Origin of the sequence: Streptomyces rapamycinicus NRRL 5491 (genome assembly GCF_024298965.1) — a bacterium.
GTDB lineage: Bacteria > Actinomycetota > Actinomycetes > Streptomycetales > Streptomycetaceae > Streptomyces > Streptomyces rapamycinicus.
Genome location: NZ_CP085193.1, coordinates 8291656 through 8308420, shown reverse-complemented (window position 1 = coordinate 8308420; position 16765 = coordinate 8291656). Strand labels below are relative to the sequence as shown.

Below are 16765 nucleotides of genomic sequence, written 5' to 3'. Positions count from 1 at the left end.
GGGACCATCCCCGCGGGTGCGGGGAGAGGCAGGCTATGCGCCCGAGTTCGTCGTGGCGGAGGGACCATCCCCGCGGGTGCGGGGAGCAGCGGTTGCGTCATCGTGACATGCAGCGCCTGCTGGGACGATCCCCGCGGGTGCGGGGAGCAGGCAAACCGCCGGGGACCGCCCCATGTCCAGGTGGGACCATCCCCGCGGGTGCGGGGAGCAGGGATTCGTCCTGCGTGGTGCAGGGGGCGCCGTGGGACCATCCCCGCGGGTGCGGGGAGCAGGAAGATGCCGAGCGCAAAGCGTTCGTGCCCGAGGGACCATCCCCGCGGGTGCGGGGAGCAGACGGGCTCGCCGTTGTGGATGACGACCTTGCCGGGACCATCCCCGCGGGTGCGGGGAGCAGCGGACGCGGCGTGAGGCGGCTGGTCAGCTGCGGGGACCATCCCCGCGGGTGCGGGGAGCAGCAGGCGGTCCTGCACTCCTCGCGGATTGCGTAGGGACCATCCCCGCGGGTGCGGGGAGCAGGAGCCAGTTCTCGCGCGGTTCGTCGTCGGGCAGGGACCATCCTCGCGGGTGCGGGGAGCAGCCGAGCTGGAGCGCGGCCGTGATGCGATCTTGGGGACCATCCCCGCGGGTGCGGGGAGCAGCAGCTCATCATCCTGACCCCGACCGGGGAGCGGGGACCATCCCCGCGGGTGCGGGGAGCAGCGGCACTTGGCCTTGATCTCCATGACCGTGGTGGGACCACCCCCGCGGGTGCGGGGAGCAGTACTGACATTCGCCGCACGGTTATCGCCCATCGGGACCATCCCCGCGGGTGCGGGGAGCAGGCCGGCACCGGCTACGTCTTCGGCTTGGTGCCGGGACCATCCCTGCGGGTGCGGGGAGCAGCCGACAACATCGCGCTGGCCGTGGTGAGGGCCGGGACCATCCCCGCGGGTGCGGGGAGCAGCCCTTCCGATGCGCCCCGCAACTCCCCTCTGTGGGACCATCCCCGCGGGTGCGGGGAGCAGTCAGCCTCCGGGAAGACCAGGTCCCCGGCCTCGGGACCATCCCCGCGGGTGCGGGGAGCAGCCGGTCTTGACGGGGGCAAGGCGTTCGGCGTCGGGACCATCCCCGCGGGTGCGGGAAGCAGTTCATTGCCTCGTTGGCCTGCGTGATCGCCTCGGGACCATCCCCGCGGGTGCGGGGAGCAGGTCCGGTTGGCAATGTTGTCCGGGTCGTTGCCGGGACCATCCCCGCGGGTGCGGGGAGCAGCTTCGTCTCCACCAGGGACTGAACCGAGGCCAGGGACCATCCCCGCGGGTGCGGGGAGCAGTCCTGCGACGGCGAGAGCGGCGCGGTTTCGCGGGGACCATCCCCGCGGGTGCGGGGAGCAGCGGCAGCAGCACCGCCAGGACGTCCTCCCCACGGGACCATCCCCGCGGGTGCGGGGAGCAGATCGCGATCGGTCTGCGGCACGACGGCCGCCCGGGACCATCCCCGCGGGTGCGGGGAGCAGGTGCGCCGGGCGTTCTCGGCCTCCCGCTGCGCGGGACCATCCCCGCAGGTGCGGGGAGCAGACTGCGTGGCCTGCGGGTTCAGCGTGCACAGAGGCCCGTTTCCCATACTTTTACCGATTCCGACAATTCGGCGATTTGGCTCATTATTGGGCTCGCCTACCGAAGCGGCGGCGCTTGGATGCCTTGCTCCAGCCTGGTTTCGGTACGCCGGTGGTCTGCTGTGCTTTGGGGTGGTGGCGTCGGATGAGGGTCAGGCCCTCGTGATCGATGGGGTGCCAAGCGTGTTCGTGGGTGCGGAAGGTGAAACCTTGCTCGTTGTTGGTGGTGTGGGCGAGCAGGGAACGACCTTGGCCCGCGTATTGGCGAACCTCATCCCAGAGGGCGTCACGGACGCGGGCCGAGGGGTTGCCGATGAAGACCCCGGCCTAGATTTCCAGGAGCCAGCGGGTGAGGAAGCCGCGAAGGCCGGGCGGGCAGTTGGTCAGAACGATGACCGTCACCAGAACACCTCGTCGCTGTCCGGGCCGTCGCTTTCGGCGTAGTTGCGGCCCGCGTGCACCTGACGGCCGCCGTCGCTGTGGAGGACGACGCGGTCCGTGGCGGGATCGACGGCCGTACTCCCTGCCGTGGCATTCGGCAGAAGCAGGGCTTTGATGTCGTCGACGCAGCGGTCCAGCAGGGACATCTGGTTGATTCGGTCCCGCAGTGCGCGGCGCGTGCGGGCGCCGACGTCCTGGTCGTCTTCTGCGGCGACGTCGAAGGCGACGGGGATGCCGATCTCGGTCTTGTACAGGTCGGCGATGTCGAGGACGAAGGACAGTTCGTGTCCGGAGTGGACGAAGCCCAGTGCCGGGATGCAGGCGAGGGAAGCTACGACGGCGTGGGCGATGCCGTACATGCACTGTGCGGCTGCCGTGACGGCCTGGTTGACGGCATCCCCGCTGGTGAAGTCGCCGGGGGTGTATCGGCGTCCGCGCCAGGGGACACCGGTGCGGGCGGCGTGCTCGCGGTAGCAGTCCTTGACCCGGCGTCCCTCGCGGCCGAGGAGTTCCTGCCGGGTGAGGCCGGCGGGGTCCTCGTCGGGGAAGCGCAGCCGGTACATGGCGCGTGCGACCGCGAGTCGGGTGCGGGGGTTGGCCCACTTGGCGGCCTGGGCTTCGGCGAGGGCGGCGGAGCGGGTCAGGGCGCGGCCAGCGGCGTAGTAGCGCACGCCGTGCTCGCCGACCCAGGCGACGGCTGCTCCTGTCTCGCCGAGGACGCTCATCGCCTGGTGGATGATGCGGGTGCCGGGGCCGAGGAGGAGTGTGCCGATGGTGGCGGAGGGGATGTGGGTCGTGCCGTCCGCGTCTTCGGCTGTGATGGCGTTGGCGTCGCGGTGGACGAGGCACCGTTCCAGGTAGACGAAGGAGAGGCGTTCGCCGGTGCGGGTCAGGTGCCTGGGGGTGAGCGCGGGGCGTCGGCCGACGGTGGTCACCGGCTCACCTTGCCGTCGTGGGGAAGGGGTACGAGGGTCATCAGGCCGCAGCCGTATGCCTTGGCCTTGCCGAGCCCCTGGGTAAGGGTGGCGCTGAGCCGGTCGGGGTCAGTGACGGTGAGCTGGCCGTCATAGGTGACAGTGACCAGGGTGACCCGGTGCCGGGTGGAGGTATTGTCCGGACCCTGTTTCGGGAAGGACAGGTTGCGCTGGTCGCGGACCATCAATTCATACCGGTCGCCGTGGTACGGCCTGTTGTGGTGGGTAGTGCCGCCGGGCAGGAGGCCTTTGTCCGCGGGCTTCTCGCAGATGAGGAATCCACCGCGTTCTTGGCGTTGTGGGTTCAGCAGCCAGTCCATCTGGTGGATCGGGGTCAGGTGCGCGGTCCGCTTGGTCGGCTCGCCTTCCTTCCGGCGAATCTGGTGGACGGGGTTGGCGGTGAGGCGGAACGCCCACACGCTCCCCTCCGTCAACCGGTCGAGGAACGGGGTATAGGGGCGGCTCTGCCAGCCGGGGGCTTGCGCGGTGGCTGCCGCCGGCCAGCCGGCCTGCTCCACGAGGTGGGTCATGTCGGGCCGGTCAGGGCTGACGACATACAGCAGGACCTCGGCGGCCGCGTTGCGGTCCAGCCTCCACAGCACCCGCGACCCGTCGGCTGCGCCGCTACCGGTGCCGGTGCCGGTGGGCAGCAGGTGGGGGAACGAGGACATTACCGCCGCGTGCAGCGATTGCGGGGAGGAGAGCAGACGCCGGGCCCCTGGTCGCGCGGTGTTGAACCGGAAGCGGGACAGGTACATCAGTTGCTCTCCTCCAGTGCGGCGAGAGGGTCGTGCTCGGGCACGCGCATCGTGGCCATCGCGGCGGCCTGGACGTCGGGGTGGGGTACTTCCACGGTCTCGGTGACCACAGGGCGCAGGGCATGGCGGCGGAACTCGGCCGCGTAGCTGAGGGGTTGGTCGCGCAGGAAGTCCCCGCCGTTCTCACCGGGGCGGACCTCGCGCTGCACTGTCAGTGGGACGGTGGCCTGCCGGTCGTGCCTTTTGCGGTACCAGGGGGCTGCCTGCCACGGCTCGTCCCGCAAGGCCTGGGTGAGGTCTGTCTCGTGGTGCACGCCGAGCCGCACGGGGCGTGCCGGCGGGCAGGAGCGCCGACCGAGGAAGGGAGCGTGGATGGGAGCACGCAGTGCGGCGTCGAGGAGGTCGACGAGTTCGTCCTCGCCTTCGACTGCTGCGACGAACACGGCGTCGGCCAGGTAGTAGCGTTCCGAGACGGGCATGGAGACCTTTGTGATCTGGTGCCGCGCGGTCTGGTAATCGCGCACTCGGGCGCCGGGCTGGTCGATGCGGACGGCGAAGCGGAGCGCGGCGAGGCGGGCCAGTTCGGTGTCGTCGCCGCGGTCCAGGCCGCGGGCGGCGGCGAGCATGCCGATGATGCCGCTCTTGGTGGGGGCAGACTCGGTGGTACGCCGGGCGAATCGGGCTGAGGCCCCCCATGCCTGCAAGGGGCCGTCGAGCCGGAGGGTGAGCACGCTCATGCGGGCTATCGAGTCGATCAACGCACGGCTGCGGAAAGCCACCCGCAACCGTGGACACTTCCCCTCCGAGCAGGCCGCGTTGAAGGTGCTCTACCTCGCCGTTCGCGAGCAGGTCACCCCCAGGGCGACTTACACAAAGTTCCGTACACGCCCACGGAACGGGACCATCCCCGCGGGTGCGGGGAGCAGGCCGGGGCCGACCGAGGCGAGCATCGCCACCAGGGACCATCCCCGCGGATGCGGGGAGCAGGCGACGACGCAGTGGACATCACCCAGGGCCGCGGGACCATCCCCGCGGGTGCGGGGAGCAGGCCTGGACGACCTTTTCGCCCTGCGCCTTGGTGGGACCATCCCTGCGGGCGCGGGGAGCAGTAGCCAGCCATGTTCCAATGTAGACGGGCCCGGGACCATCCCCGCGGGTGCGGGGAGCAGTTGGGCGCCACCTTCAGCACGACCGGGATGCAGGGACCATCCCCGCGGGTGCGGGGAGCAGCGTTGCCGAACATCTCCTGGACCTTCTCGACGGGGACCATCCCCGCGGGTACGGGGAGCAGTTTCCGCCACCGGTCGAGCGTCAGATCCCGCCGGGACCATCCCCGCGGGTGCGGGGAGCAGCCGGTGTTGCCCCCGCTCTGCCCCGCCGGGTCGGGACCATCCCCGCGGGTGCGGAGAGCAGTAGAGGTCGGGCAGGTCTGCGATCCGGCAGATGGGACCATCCCCGCGGGTACGGGGAGCAGGGCGGTGGTCGCCTTCTTGCGCGCCTGCTCCAGGGACCATCCCCGCGGGTGCGGGGAGCAGATGCGGGCGACCCACTCCCCCGGCACGCGGCTGAGACCATCCCCGCGGGTACGGGGAGCAGGCGCTGGAGGTCCCGCTGCGCCACACCGTGGAGGGACCATCCCCGCGGGTGCGCGGAGCAGTCGTAGCTGGCGGTCACCGGGAGCGTGTTGGTGGGACCATCCCCGCGGGCGCGGGGAGCAGGCCGCGATCGCGTTGAACGCGGGCTTGATGGCGGGGCCATCCCCGCGGGTGCGGGGAGCAGGCCCGTCAGGCCGCTGCTGACGCTCACGACCGGAGACCAGCTCCGCGGATGCGGGGAGCAGATCGACGCCAAGAAGCTGCCGCTGTTCTGGTCGGGACCATCCCCGCAGCTGCGGGGAGCAGTACCGGCACAAGGTGTTGTACGTGAACTCGCAGGGACCATCTCCGCGGGTGCAGGGAGCAGTTGAAGTAGAAGGCGGCGCCTTCGCGGCCTTCGGGGCCATCCCTGCGGGTGCGGGGACCAATCGCTCATCGCGCGGGACCCCGTCATTTTCTGGGGACCATCCCCGCGAGTGTGGGGAGCAGGCGATCAACGCCGCGGTGCTGAGCGTGCTCACGGGACCATCCCCGCGGGCGCGGGGAGCAGAAGGTCCCCTCTCCGCGCGGCCAGGAAGGGCGGGGACCATCCCCGCAGGCGCGGGGAGCAGAGAGGAGACTGGCATCGACCTGGCTGGCCATCGGGACCATCCTCGCGGGCGAGGGAGCAGTTCGTAGCGCCCGCACCCCCCCGCACACACCGAGGGACCATCCCCGCGGGCGCAGGGAGCAGCCCTGTTCGTCCCCGCGCTCGACAACCTTGCCGGGACCATCCCCGCTGGTGGTGCGGGGAGCAGTCCAACTGGAAGGCCGGACACCCATCGGTCGGGGGACCATCCCCGCGGGTGCGGGGAGCAGGAGACTGCTGTCTCCGCCCTCAGCTCTGAGTAGGGACCACCCCTGCGGGTGCGGGGAGCAGTACAGAACCCCGAACCGCCTTGCGCCGGCTTCGGGACCATCCCCGCGGGTGCGGGGAGCAGCGGATGGCGGCCATGACCCGGGTCGCGAGGAGGGGACCATCCCCGCCGGTGCGAGGAGCAGATCGGTGCCATCGCCCCGGCGCTCGTCCCGGTGGGACCATCCCCGCGGGCGCGGGGAGCAGTACGTCGTGCCGATCGACGCGGAGCCGGTGCCGGGACCATCCCCGCGGGTGCGGGGAGCAGTGGCACATCGCCCGCAGGTTGTCCGGGGCGCAGGGGCCATCCCCGCGGGTGCGGGGAGCAGGACGACATGCTCGCCGGCCGCGGCGTCACCGAGGGACCATCCCCACGGGTGCGGGGAACAGCAGGCCCGCCACCGTACCCGGCCGCTGGCCGCTGGACCATCCCCGCAGGTGCGGGGAGCAGCGCCTCCACCTGACCGGGACACAGCAGCGTCTCGGGACCATCCCCGCGGGTGCGGGGATCAGAAGGTGATGACCGTTGCCGCTCCGTAGAGAGGGGGACCATCCCCGCGCCGGCGGGGAGGACGATCCGCACCCCCGGGGACGTCGGCGGGGAGGACGGTCTTCTCCGCTCGGGCCATCCGGATGGCAGCGGAGCACCCCACATCGGTGGGGAGCACGAGAAGACGCTCGCGAAGGTGACCGGCGCGAGCGGAACACCCCCGCGTCGGCGGGGAGCACGGTAGTTGCCGGTGGTGCCCGTGAAAGAAGCGTGGAACACCCCACGTCGGCCTCCGGAACACCCTCACGTCGGCGGGGAGACAGGGGCGCCCAGGCTGCGCCCCTCGGACCGGTCGGAAAACACTCCCACATCGGCGGGGAGGGACCCGGACTTAGGGTCGGCGTCGATGACGAGCACCGGAAACACCCCCACGTCGGTGGGGAGGACTACGCCATCATGGGCCGCGAGCACGAGGTTCCCGGAACACCCCACGTCGACCGGGAGCATGCGACGACACGCCCTGTCTCCCATGCCGTGATCGGAACCCCCACGTTGGCGGGAAGCACGGCTGTTCCCGGTACTCGATGGTGGTCCTGAGCGGAACACTCCCGCGTCGGTGGGGAGGACCCCGGTGTCCGTCCCCTTCTCCACCACACCGGCGGAACACCCCCGCGGGTGCGGGGAGCAGCAGTACGTCCTGGCCGTCGAGCTCGGCGAGTCGGGACCATCCCCGTGTGCGGGGAGCAGCTCCAGACGGTGCGCGGCGCGTTCGGCCACCTGGGACCACCCCCGCGGGCGCGGGGAGCAATTCCAGTCCCCCATGATGAGTGCGGTTCGCCAGCAAGCGGGTGAGGAAGCCGCGAAGACTTGGCGGACAATTGGTCAGGACGATGACGGCCACCAGAGCGCTTCTTCGATGTCCGAGCCTTCATCTTCGGCGTAGTTGCGCCCGGCGGACACCGGGCGTCCGCCGTCGCTGTGTAGAACGACACGATCCGTGTCCGGATCGGCGGCTCTGCCCCCTCCTACGGCATTCGACAGAATGTATGGCCCCACGACAAGGGCACTTCCTTGATCGACAACTGCCGACGCCGGAAGGATACGGATCGCTCGTGCCGCCACTCCGCCGTAGGGGCATAATCACTGCCGCAGACCTGTTCGCCGCCCAACGGCCATACACTATCTACTCGGACGAAGCGGGCGAGTGACTGTTCTCGCTTGGGGCGCAGCTACTGATGGTCTTTGTGTGATGTCGCGCCATGGCCGACGATCGTCGCAGTTCAAGCGGATGCCGCGGGCGACATCACGCGTGGAATCTCAGTAACCTTGCCACGCAGCAGGTGATGTCGGTAGTGATTTCTGTGAGATGAGGAGCGCTGTGCGGCCAAACCGGATCTGCTTTTCTCGAACAGAATTGGCACCCCATCACCGCGAAGCTGACAAGGCGATCGTCTACCGTCAGATGGCCCGGGCCGCGCTCCTAGCCGCACTGAACGACTCCTATGACGCCACGTTCCGGGCTCCTGTGATGAGGCAGGCTGTGGCGCACCCGAACGGGTTTGTGAAGCTGCCCTTGGGGGTGGTTACTCACAGTGAGGGACGGTTGTTTCTGCATGTCTGGTTAACGGGAATTGAGGACACACAGGCTCACGATCATCGTTGGGACTTCTCGTCCACCGTGTTGCGGGGAGCCTTATACAACACCGTGCTGGACGTCGCACAGGCGGACGACGGGCAGGCGGCAGCGGCGCCGCAGTCTTCGATCCATCGGGTGGTCCGTTACCAACCCCACGAGGGAGGTTTCCGTTTCGACGCGCGCAATGAGGGTCGGGTGGACGTGGCGGTTCGGCCCACGAGAGTGGTGACGGCTGGAGAGCGCTATGGAATGTCAGCGTTCACGTTTCATCAGGCGAGGGCAGTGCCCGGGACGATGACCCTTGTCGCCAGGGGTGCACCGTTGAAACGGTACGCGCGGGTCCTGACACAAGGCGACGTTCCCGAGGAACGGCAGCGGTGGCGGCATGTGAGTCAGGCTGAGCGGCTTGGCTATCTTCGCGATGCGTTGGACTGCTTCGCATGAGCCGGGTGCGTCATCCAAGCTTGGCTGGGGGTGACGATCCGCTCGCGCTGATCCGCAGAGATACGGTCCTGATCGTGGCTGTCCACATCTCAGAGCCTCCGGCTGCTCCCTTCCGTCCGGGGCCGTTGGAAAGGCGCTGGCGTGTTGGCCGACCTGACGAGGTGGTGTCCAGCGCCTCCCGCCGTGCGGCGTATACGCAGCGCCGTCTCGGCCCACTCCTGTGGGGTCCGCAGGTGCGCTGGCATCGGGAATTGCCCGATACGGCAGAGTCACCCGCCCGATTCCAGCTATCGGCGGTTGAGTTGGTTCGCCTCAACGATGCGACACTCGGCGCTTTGAAGGAGATGGATTCACCGGCGGAGGCGAACGGCGTGGCACTGCTACACGGCGCTCTGCCTCCAGATGCGCCCGCGCGACTCCCGAAAACGCTACAGGAGTGCGCCGATGTCGATGAGCATCATGGGCAGGGTGTCCATCGTGCTTGGGTGGCACAACAATTACCGCCGGGATGCCGGATCGCAGTCACTGAGCGTGAGGCGGTGCACTGCACACTCGTCACTCCTCGCAGCGGTCATCTGCGGCTGCATCCGGGGCGTTTGCAGCAGGGTTGGAACTCCATCGACCAGTGGCTGTGGCACATGCACCACGCGACGCTTTATCCACCGGGTCCTGAGGCTCTTGAGCAGCTCCAGGGTATGCGCCTGCCACTTCCTACCAAGGTGCGTGGTGTGCTGGGAGTCCGTGGGCTGACGCTGGTGGGCACCGAGCGGGACCCGGGTCGCGACGTTCCGCTCAACTACTACGACGGCACGAGCTATCACCTGACGACGCTGTATGCGGATGCCTTGGCTCTGGCCCGATTGCAGCAGATCGTGTTGGACGCATTCGGCCACGAAGTGGCGCGGATCGGGGAGCACGAACCCCGGCGGCGGAAAGTGGCGCAGCTGGAGAGGGATCTGCTTGTCTTCCGCCGCAGCTACTGGACAGCTGACTTCGGTCGGCAAGGCACCGTTGACGCCATGATGCGTGCTTGGCAACAGAGTGCTGGCTTGCAGCAGTCACTGCAGAGCCTGATCAACGACCTAGGCGAGCTGTCCCGCCAGGTGCAATCCGCAGAGACGGAGACGACCAACGCCATCCTGGGACTTCTCGCGGCCGTAGGGTTGCCGCTGACCACGGGACTTGCTGTCTGGCAAGGACTGCCCCAAGCGGGAGCGTCGCTGCTGTGGCGGACCTTATCCGTCACTATGGTGGCCACGGTGGTCCTTGTGACGTTCTTCCCGGGGCTGCGCAGGCTGTTTGTGGACCTTTTCCGCCGCAGACGGCGGAGGCGGAGATGATGCCTGCGTTCTCGTGGCCACCGCGGCATGCTCCCGGGTACCCGTCCGGGTGTGTGGACACCGGCGATGTGCTGGCCCACTTCGCCCAGGCTGATCGCCGGCAGGCGACTGTGGTTGTTGTCACGAGCGCCTTGCGAGCCAGTGTGGAGGACAGCGGGGACCACGAGGCGGGCCTTGAGCGGGTGCGTCACAGCTTGAACACCATCGGTCGAAACTTCGGCGCCGAGTGGAATCCTTCGTATTACGGCAAGGATCTGGTCCTGGTCCGGGCTGGGAAGCATTCCCCTCCGGTAGGCGTCTTCGAGGATTTGCTGGGATCCGGGCCTGCGGGTGGTGGTGTCCGGCACGGCTGGGCATTGGACCACATATCGCTTGCCGGGGACAGTGATGCGCGGCGCGAGAGGTTACTGCGTGCCTGTTACGGCATATCGATGGCCGCGCGGATGCGCCGGGATTGGCCGGACCTGCAACCGTTCCGAGCCGACGACGTGCTGGGGCAAGTCCCGAGGCTCCTCTCCGTAAGGCAGGGTGCCTCGCTGCTGGCAGGTGTACTCGTCCGTCCACTGGGCAGCCGGGAGACGGGCTTAGGGGCTGGGCCGGAAGAAGATCCACGTTTTCCTGGACTGCAGTCGGCAGACGCCTGGGAAGCCTTCTCAGCGGCACCCCCGCAATGGGGTATCTACGTGGTGAGCGATGTCCACGACATCGAATGGGGCACCCCCTGCCGACGGCGGTGGGGCGCGCGTCTTACGGAAGGCAACGCGCATCAGATGCTTCCCCTGGCCACGATGTGGCTGAACGGATCCCTGCCGCTGGCGGATGTGCTGCGCCGGGCCTACCAGCTACGCGTTCACCGGGAGTCGTTGCTGCTGGGACACCTTCGGACGATGAGCGACGCGGCCGCTGCCGGAGGCACGCTCTTCGCGACTCTGGGCGATGGTCTGTCCGGCATCGTCTCGGATGCGGCGCTGCTGAGGACGGCAGTGACCACAGCTAACGATTGGACCGCCGGCCAGATGCACAGTGGAGCCGGTCTGGCGCGGCTGGGCGAAGCAGGACTCGGCACTGCCCGCCGCCACGCACACTTCAGCCTGCATGTGACCAAGACCCTCAAAGGCACAGTGCACCGAGAGCGCGTCCTGCATGTGTTCGGTGAACCGCTCAGTATCGATGCTGCCGACTCGGTCGTTGAATTCCTCTCCGGTCTTTGGAAAGCGGGGCCCGGAACGCCGGGCTTCCACCATCTGGCGCATGCCCTGCGGTGGCGTGGCTGGTGGCATATGCATCTGCCGTCCAGTGCACATGCTCGGCTTGCCCTGATCTTCGACTCCGGGCACGACAAGAGTGCGGCGGACACGTAACGGGCAGGTCATGGGGTTGCCCACTGCCATCTGGTACATGACCACAGCTGCGGCGCGTCCTCCGCTGCCTGGGCGGTTACTGGACCGTACGCGGCCACTGGTGTCTGCAGTACTGGACTCCAGAAGTGGGCCAGCTGGTCTACCGCCTCGGGCAGGCGGCCGAATGCCAGCCCATAGCGGAAGGTTGCCGTGTCCCAGAAATCCAGCCATTCCGTCGGCGGTGGCGGGAGGTGTGTCGGCCATTGGCGCCCCATGGCCGTGAACTCCAGCGCGACATCACTGCGTACGGCATCAAGGAGCAGCTGGGGAGCGCTTGGGCTTTCGGCAGCCAGCAGGAAGTCGATGAGGTCGGTCCAGCGCGTGTTGATTTTGCCACCGCCACGCTGTCGTGTGTAGCGCAACAGCTTCTGGGCCAGGCACCGGCTGAGGGTCGCCGTCGGCACCGTGACCGGGGAAGGCCAGGCAGGAAAGTCCAGCAGTGCGGTTCGTGTGTCGTCGGCGACTTCGGAGTCCGGTACCAGCAGGACGTTGAGCAGCACCTGCTCGTGGTCCTCCCCCGACTGTATCTTCACCAACGCGCGGTACACCGTGGCTTTGTCAGGTGAGCTGAACACGACAGGCTCCGAGCGCAGTAGCTGAAGTCGCTCCCCCTTCGGGCCGGGCGGCAGTTCGGAGGTGGACAACAGCAACTCCCCTGCGCTCGCCGACATGGCCAGGTCCACATCGTTCGGCAGGCGTGCCGTGGGGCCTATCCAGCCCAGGATCGCCGCGGACCCCTTGAGATGCCAGACATCCGGTGGCAGTAGTTGATCGATACTCGAGAGGACCGCTGCTACGGATTGGATCAGTTGGCGGTCACTTGTGGGAAGCGCGTCTTTGCCCGCCCCATCCCATCGTGCGGGTCGACCGTCCACTCGGTGCCTCCTTGGTTATGTGTCCGCACCCGGCTCGGTAGAGCGCCAGCGTCACAGGAGGGTAGCCACAGAGGGCGGATGATGCCGGACATGCGCTCCCTGGGCGATCCACTGGTGCAGGCGTTGAGATGGTTCAGGCAACACATCCCGGCGTCCGGTACAGACGGCGACGCGCGCTGCCAGTTCCTGCAGTGCGGCGATCCCGCAGTCGGCGGCCAGGGCCAGCAATCTGTCGGGGACATACGAGGCTACTTCTTGGTGCCGACCGGCGAGAGCGAGCAGTCGGGCGACCGAAAACAGATCCGGATGGGCTGCTTCCAACAGTTCCCGCACGGCCTCATGGCCTGCCGGTGTGTTCACGGCGCGGTCGAGGTAGTAGACGGCACGCGGCAGCAGTGTCGGCTGCGCGCGCACGATTCCGGGGATGCGCCGGGACACCTCCGCTTCGGGGTCTATGCGGGGCAGGGCGTATCTGAGGGCGCGCGCGTCGTTGTTTTGTATGCCGCGGCGCCACACCTCTGGTGGGTTCCCTGCGACATCGCGTGCTGGCCCGGCGAATACGGTGGCCACCGGTTCGGTGGTGCTCTTCTCCGCTGACAGGCGAAGCCCGAGGGCTTCGAGTCCGGCTTTTACTGCGGCACGGACATGCTCAGCTTCGGCGGTGTCGTGAACGAAGACATGCCAGTCGTCGCCCCAGCGGATCCACCGATCCGGCGCCATCGCGGTGAGTCGCGCGTCGATCGGGTGTAAGGCTGCTGTGCCGAGCCGATTGGCCCAGCGATGCCCGGGAAAGAGCGAGCGGCCGGTCTTGTGGTGCAGTTCCGTCAGCTGCTGGGCGAGCGTGTCGGTCATCCAGGGCGCATCGAGCAGCACGTGCAGAGGGAGCGACTCCCCGAATCGGTGGATGTCGAGTTTCAGTACGAGCGGTAGCTCCGTCTGGCGTCCGAGCGCGTGCATTCGGTCCCGTCTCGCGCGGTAGGCGCGGCGGTAGTCCCAGTCTGTTGAGCGGTAGCTGAGTACCTCAGGGTGTGGTCGGTGGTGGTGTAAGGATCGTTCGACCAGGAGGTGCATGTGGGCGCGTGCGGTCGAGTCCACGACGGGTATGTCTTCCGTGCGCCGGGCGAGTGGGACCCGAAGCCACCCGATGTCGAGCTGAGGCGGCGCAGACAGGGTTCCATCGGCCAGCGCCTGGGTGACGGCGGCGGCGCCGAGAGCGTCGGGGATCCAATCCGTCATCAGGTCGTGGCTGAAACTCATGCTGATCGCCCTGTTCGGCGGGGTGGCGTCGCCTCTCACAGCGGCATGATGTCACCCCGCAGGTAATTGCCCATGTGGTATCGCCAGAGGAACTGCGCGGCGCAGAGGGGGAACATGGCCAACGGTTCGACGCCGCAGGACGGGCTGGACGTCCTCGCGGCGCTGGGTGTCTTGGTGGGAAAGACGCCCAGCCATGCCGACGGGACAATGAATCTGCTGCTGTCGCACATGCTGGACACCGCGGCCGTCGCCGACGTCATGTGGGAGCGGTTTTTGGCTCCGTCCACCCGGCGACTGCTTGACGAGATCGCCGGAGGTACGGGCAGGGGGCGGGGGTTGTTCGTGTGGCTCTGCGGAGTGCACGACTGCGGGAAGGCCACTCCAGCCTTCCAGAGGAGGTGGCAGGCCGAGGCTGCGGCGGTACGGGCGGCTGGGCTGCGTTGGCATGAGCCGACCGCCCAGCGGTTCGATTGGCATCACGGGCGTGCCGGAGGACACCTGCTGCAATGGCTGCTCAGGGATGCTGAATGGCCGGACGAGCAGATCGCTTGGGTATGGCCGATTGTGGCAGGCCATCATGGCTTCTTTCCCGTCGCGAGTGCCCTGAGGCCGGACCCCAGAGCGCGTGGCCAGCTGGAGGGCGACGGGCGCTGGGCGACAGTGCAGCGGGCCCTCGTTCAGCGCCTGACCGAGGAGCTGGAGCTGGGCTCGTTTGCGGCCCTCGCGCCTGTGCTGGTGCCGACGCGGGCTGCCCAGTTGCACCTGAGCGGGTTTGTCGTGATGGCGGACTGGATCGCCAGCGGTTCCAAGCAGTTCCCCGGTGTCGACTCTCTGGGTGAGGTGAGCTTCGCCCGCGCGCGGGATCGTGCCAGCAAAGCATGGGCCAAGATCGGCCTGCGGGGTGGCTGGGGGGAATTGCCCGAGCCCGAATCCGACGCTTTCGTGCGGCGGTTCGGGTGCGAGCCGCGTCCATCGCAGGTGCTGGCCGTGGAGACGGCACGGCAGATGGAGGCTCCGGGGCTATTGATCGTCGAGGCTCCTATGGGAGACGGCAAGACCTGGGCCGGGCTGATGGCGGCGGAAGTTCTGGCTGCGAAATTCGGCGCGGACGGCGTGTTTGTCGGTATGCCGGAATGGGCGACTCATGATCCCATGTTCGGGCAGGTCAGACAGTGGGTGAGCCGCATTGACTCGAACTTGGCCGCGCGCGTCTCCCTGCTGCACGGAAAACGTATCCTCAACAAGGACTGGAGCGCGCTGCTGAGCGAACCACCCGAGGCTCGGCTCGGCGCAGTCGGCGAATGCGGAGAGCCCGCGGAGGGCGGTCGGTGCGTACCCGGAGGCAGTGGGCAGGCACACGCTGAACCATCGGGATCGCAGGTACCTGCCGAGTGGTTCTTCGGGTACGGGCGCGGGCTTCTGTGCCCCTTCGTCGTCGCGCCTCTTGACCAGCTGCTGTACGCCACGACCCGCACCAAGTTCGTGATGCTCCGTATGGCAGGGCTGATGGGCAAAGTCGTCGTGCTCGACGAGGTCCACGCCACCGACGTCTACTCTTCGCAGTTCCTGCTGGAGGGCTTGCGCTGGTTCGGCCAGGCAGGCGTACCTGTGGTACTGCTGTCCGCGACGCTGCCGGCCGCGCAGCGTCAGGCTCTGGTGGACGCCTATCTCGCGGGGGCCGCAGGACGTGAGGAGTACACGGCTGACGATCTCAGCCACCCTTGGGGCTACCCTTCCATCACTGCGGCCTGGAGAGCGCCGGAAGGCACCGGACACCGTTCCACCGCACCATCCTGTGTGAGCCGACGTGCGGACCTACCCCTCACGGTCGAACTCATGCCGGAGCCGGTCCCGCAACCACATGCCGATCCTGCTCTGCGTCGGATGGCACAGGACGCCGCCGACTCTGCTGTCGCCGATCGGCTCGAGGAGGAACTGACACACGGCGGATGCGCCCTGGTCATCCGCAACAGCGTGGCGCGGGCCCAGACACTCTGCACCGCGTTGCGTGAGCGCTTCGGTGACGAAGTGGTACTGCTGCACGAGCAGCTCCCCCTCGGAATACGCGCCGATCGCACGGCGCACTGCCTGCACCAGCTAGCCCCGCAACAAGATGGCCCGGGACGGGAGCGGCCCACTCGATTCGTCGTGGTCGCCACCCAGGTGGCTGAACAGGCATTTGATGTCGACGTGGACCTTCTGATCACAGACATGGCCCCGATCGACCTGCTGCTGCAGAGAATCGGCCGTCTGCACCGCGGTGACAAACTGCTCCGCCCTGCTCGGCTTGCCTCGCCACGCGTGATCGTCACGGGATACGCCTCCGGGGGCACCACCCCTGGTGCAGACGACATCGACCCGCCTGCGGGGGGCCGTGGCATCCCACGGTTCCTTGCGTGTACCGAATCCCTCTACGACCGCCATCTGCTGCTGCGCACGGCGGCTTTGGTGTTCAGGGCTGCCGGACGACAGGGCGCGTGGAGCGTCCCGAAGGACATTCCCGCGCTCGTGGCGGCCGGATACGGCAGCGAGGATGTGACTCCGCCACCGTGGCGGGACGCAGCACAGTCAGCCCGATGGCATTGGGAAGATGAACAGCGTAAACGAGCACAGAATGCCTCACATCACCTTCTGACAAGACGCGGTGACAAAGAAGGGCCGACGCTGGCCGGTCTCCATTACCTGACCGTTCCTCCCAGCAGTGGCGACAGCGGCCTGACCGCCTTGGTACGGGACGGGGATCCGGGCGTGGAGGCCGTCCTCCTGAGGCGGGATGGCAGGAGATACCGGACTTTTTCAGGAAATGTTCTGGCGGAGGGCGGCGCCCTCCCGGATGAAGAATGGGTCAACGACGTTCTCGCAGGCACGGTGAGACTCCCCGCGAGTTGCCGCCGCGGGGTGGCCGAAGCCCTCCATGTCCCGCCTGGCTGGGACAAGCACCCTTGGCTGGGCCGTAGCCGCGCTTTGGTTCTCGAGGCCGATGGAACCTCTGTCCTTTCCGGACGGCGGCTACGCTTCGACACCGTTCTCGGGCTCATGGACGACGGCCCCGTTGCCTGAGGGGCGGTG

Annotated in this window: 9 protein-coding genes, 1 pseudogene and 1 CRISPR repeat array (1 of these 11 cut by a window edge); of the genes and pseudogenes, 4 read left to right on the top strand and 6 right to left on the bottom strand. The window is 68.1% G+C overall.

Features of this window, described 5'->3' with window-relative positions:
- Positions 1-1553: direct repeats of the CRISPR family, unit length 29 nt; unit sequence GGGACCATCCCCGCGGGTGCGGGGAGCAG; it reaches 1160 nt to the left of the window's first position.
- A gap of 83 nt (positions 1554-1636) precedes the next feature.
- From cas2e to cas5e, 4 genes and pseudogenes are all read right to left on the bottom strand, one after another.
- Positions 1637-1993 (bottom strand): annotated as a pseudogene (gene cas2e, locus LIV37_RS34750) (type I-E CRISPR-associated endoribonuclease Cas2e).
- Positions 1990-2967 (bottom strand): type I-E CRISPR-associated endonuclease Cas1e, encoded by a 978-nt coding sequence (gene cas1e / locus LIV37_RS34745; RefSeq protein ID WP_020871757.1) that lies wholly within the window; start codon positions 2965-2967, stop codon positions 1990-1992. The pseudogene cas2e and the gene cas1e overlap by 4 nt, the downstream one beginning before the upstream one ends.
- Positions 2964-3764 (bottom strand): type I-E CRISPR-associated protein Cas6/Cse3/CasE, encoded by an 801-nt coding sequence (gene cas6e, locus LIV37_RS34740; RefSeq protein ID WP_020871756.1) that lies wholly within the window; start codon positions 3762-3764, stop codon positions 2964-2966. Before cas6e ends, cas1e begins: the two co-directional genes overlap by 4 nt.
- Positions 3764-4501, bottom strand: a complete 738-nt coding sequence (cas5e, locus tag LIV37_RS34735; protein WP_020871755.1) for a type I-E CRISPR-associated protein Cas5/CasD — start codon at positions 4499-4501, stop codon at positions 3764-3766. Before cas5e ends, cas6e begins: the two co-directional genes overlap by 1 nt.
- 3621 nt (positions 4502-8122) lie before the next feature.
- On the opposite strand from cas5e, the gene LIV37_RS34730 reads away from it, so the two are divergent.
- The 3 genes from LIV37_RS34730 to LIV37_RS34720 are packed head-to-tail and all read left to right on the top strand — an operon-like array spanning position 8123 to position 11525.
- Positions 8123-8824, top strand: coding sequence for a hypothetical protein (locus LIV37_RS34730; RefSeq protein ID WP_148717780.1), 702 nt, complete (start codon positions 8123-8125; stop codon positions 8822-8824).
- Positions 8821-10164 (top strand): hypothetical protein, encoded by a 1344-nt coding sequence (locus LIV37_RS34725; protein ID WP_121824160.1) that lies wholly within the window; start codon positions 8821-8823, stop codon positions 10162-10164. The genes LIV37_RS34730 and LIV37_RS34725 overlap by 4 nt, the downstream gene beginning before the upstream one ends.
- A gap of 53 nt (positions 10165-10217) precedes the next feature.
- Positions 10218-11525 (top strand): hypothetical protein, encoded by a 1308-nt coding sequence (locus LIV37_RS34720; RefSeq protein WP_243146109.1) that lies wholly within the window; start codon positions 10218-10220, stop codon positions 11523-11525.
- An 8-nt stretch (positions 11526-11533) separates the two neighbouring features.
- Here the strand turns inward: LIV37_RS34720 and LIV37_RS34715 are convergent, their stop codons facing one another.
- The gene (locus LIV37_RS34715; protein WP_121824162.1) at positions 11534-12439 is read right to left on the bottom strand and encodes a nucleotidyl transferase AbiEii/AbiGii toxin family protein; all 906 of its coding nucleotides are present in this window, start codon (positions 12437-12439) and stop codon (positions 11534-11536) included.
- Positions 12440-12490: 51 nt separating this feature from the next.
- Entirely contained in the window at positions 12491-13735 is a 1245-nt protein-coding gene (locus LIV37_RS34710) for a reverse transcriptase family protein (protein ID WP_254807130.1), read from the bottom strand.
- Between the two features lie 75 nt (positions 13736-13810).
- Between LIV37_RS34710 and LIV37_RS34705 the strand changes: the two genes are divergently transcribed.
- The gene (locus LIV37_RS34705; RefSeq protein ID WP_020871747.1) at positions 13811-16756 is read left to right on the top strand and encodes a CRISPR-associated helicase/endonuclease Cas3; all 2946 of its coding nucleotides are present in this window, start codon (positions 13811-13813) and stop codon (positions 16754-16756) included.
- Positions 16757-16765 lie beyond the last annotated feature (9 nt).

Excerpts from the sequence above, each read along its gene's own strand:
- cas6e (WP_020871756.1), bottom strand. The coding sequence starts at position 3,764 with ATGTACCTGTCCCGCTTCCGGTTCAACACCGCGCGACCAGGGGCCCGG.
- cas5e (WP_020871755.1), bottom strand. The coding sequence starts at position 4,501 with ATGAGCGTGCTCACCCTCCGGCTCGACGGCCCCTTGCAGGCATGGGGG.
- LIV37_RS34725 (WP_121824160.1), top strand. The coding sequence starts at position 8,821 with ATGAGCCGGGTGCGTCATCCAAGCTTGGCTGGGGGTGACGATCCGCTC.
- LIV37_RS34705 (WP_020871747.1), top strand. The coding sequence starts at position 13,811 with ATGGCCAACGGTTCGACGCCGCAGGACGGGCTGGACGTCCTCGCGGCG.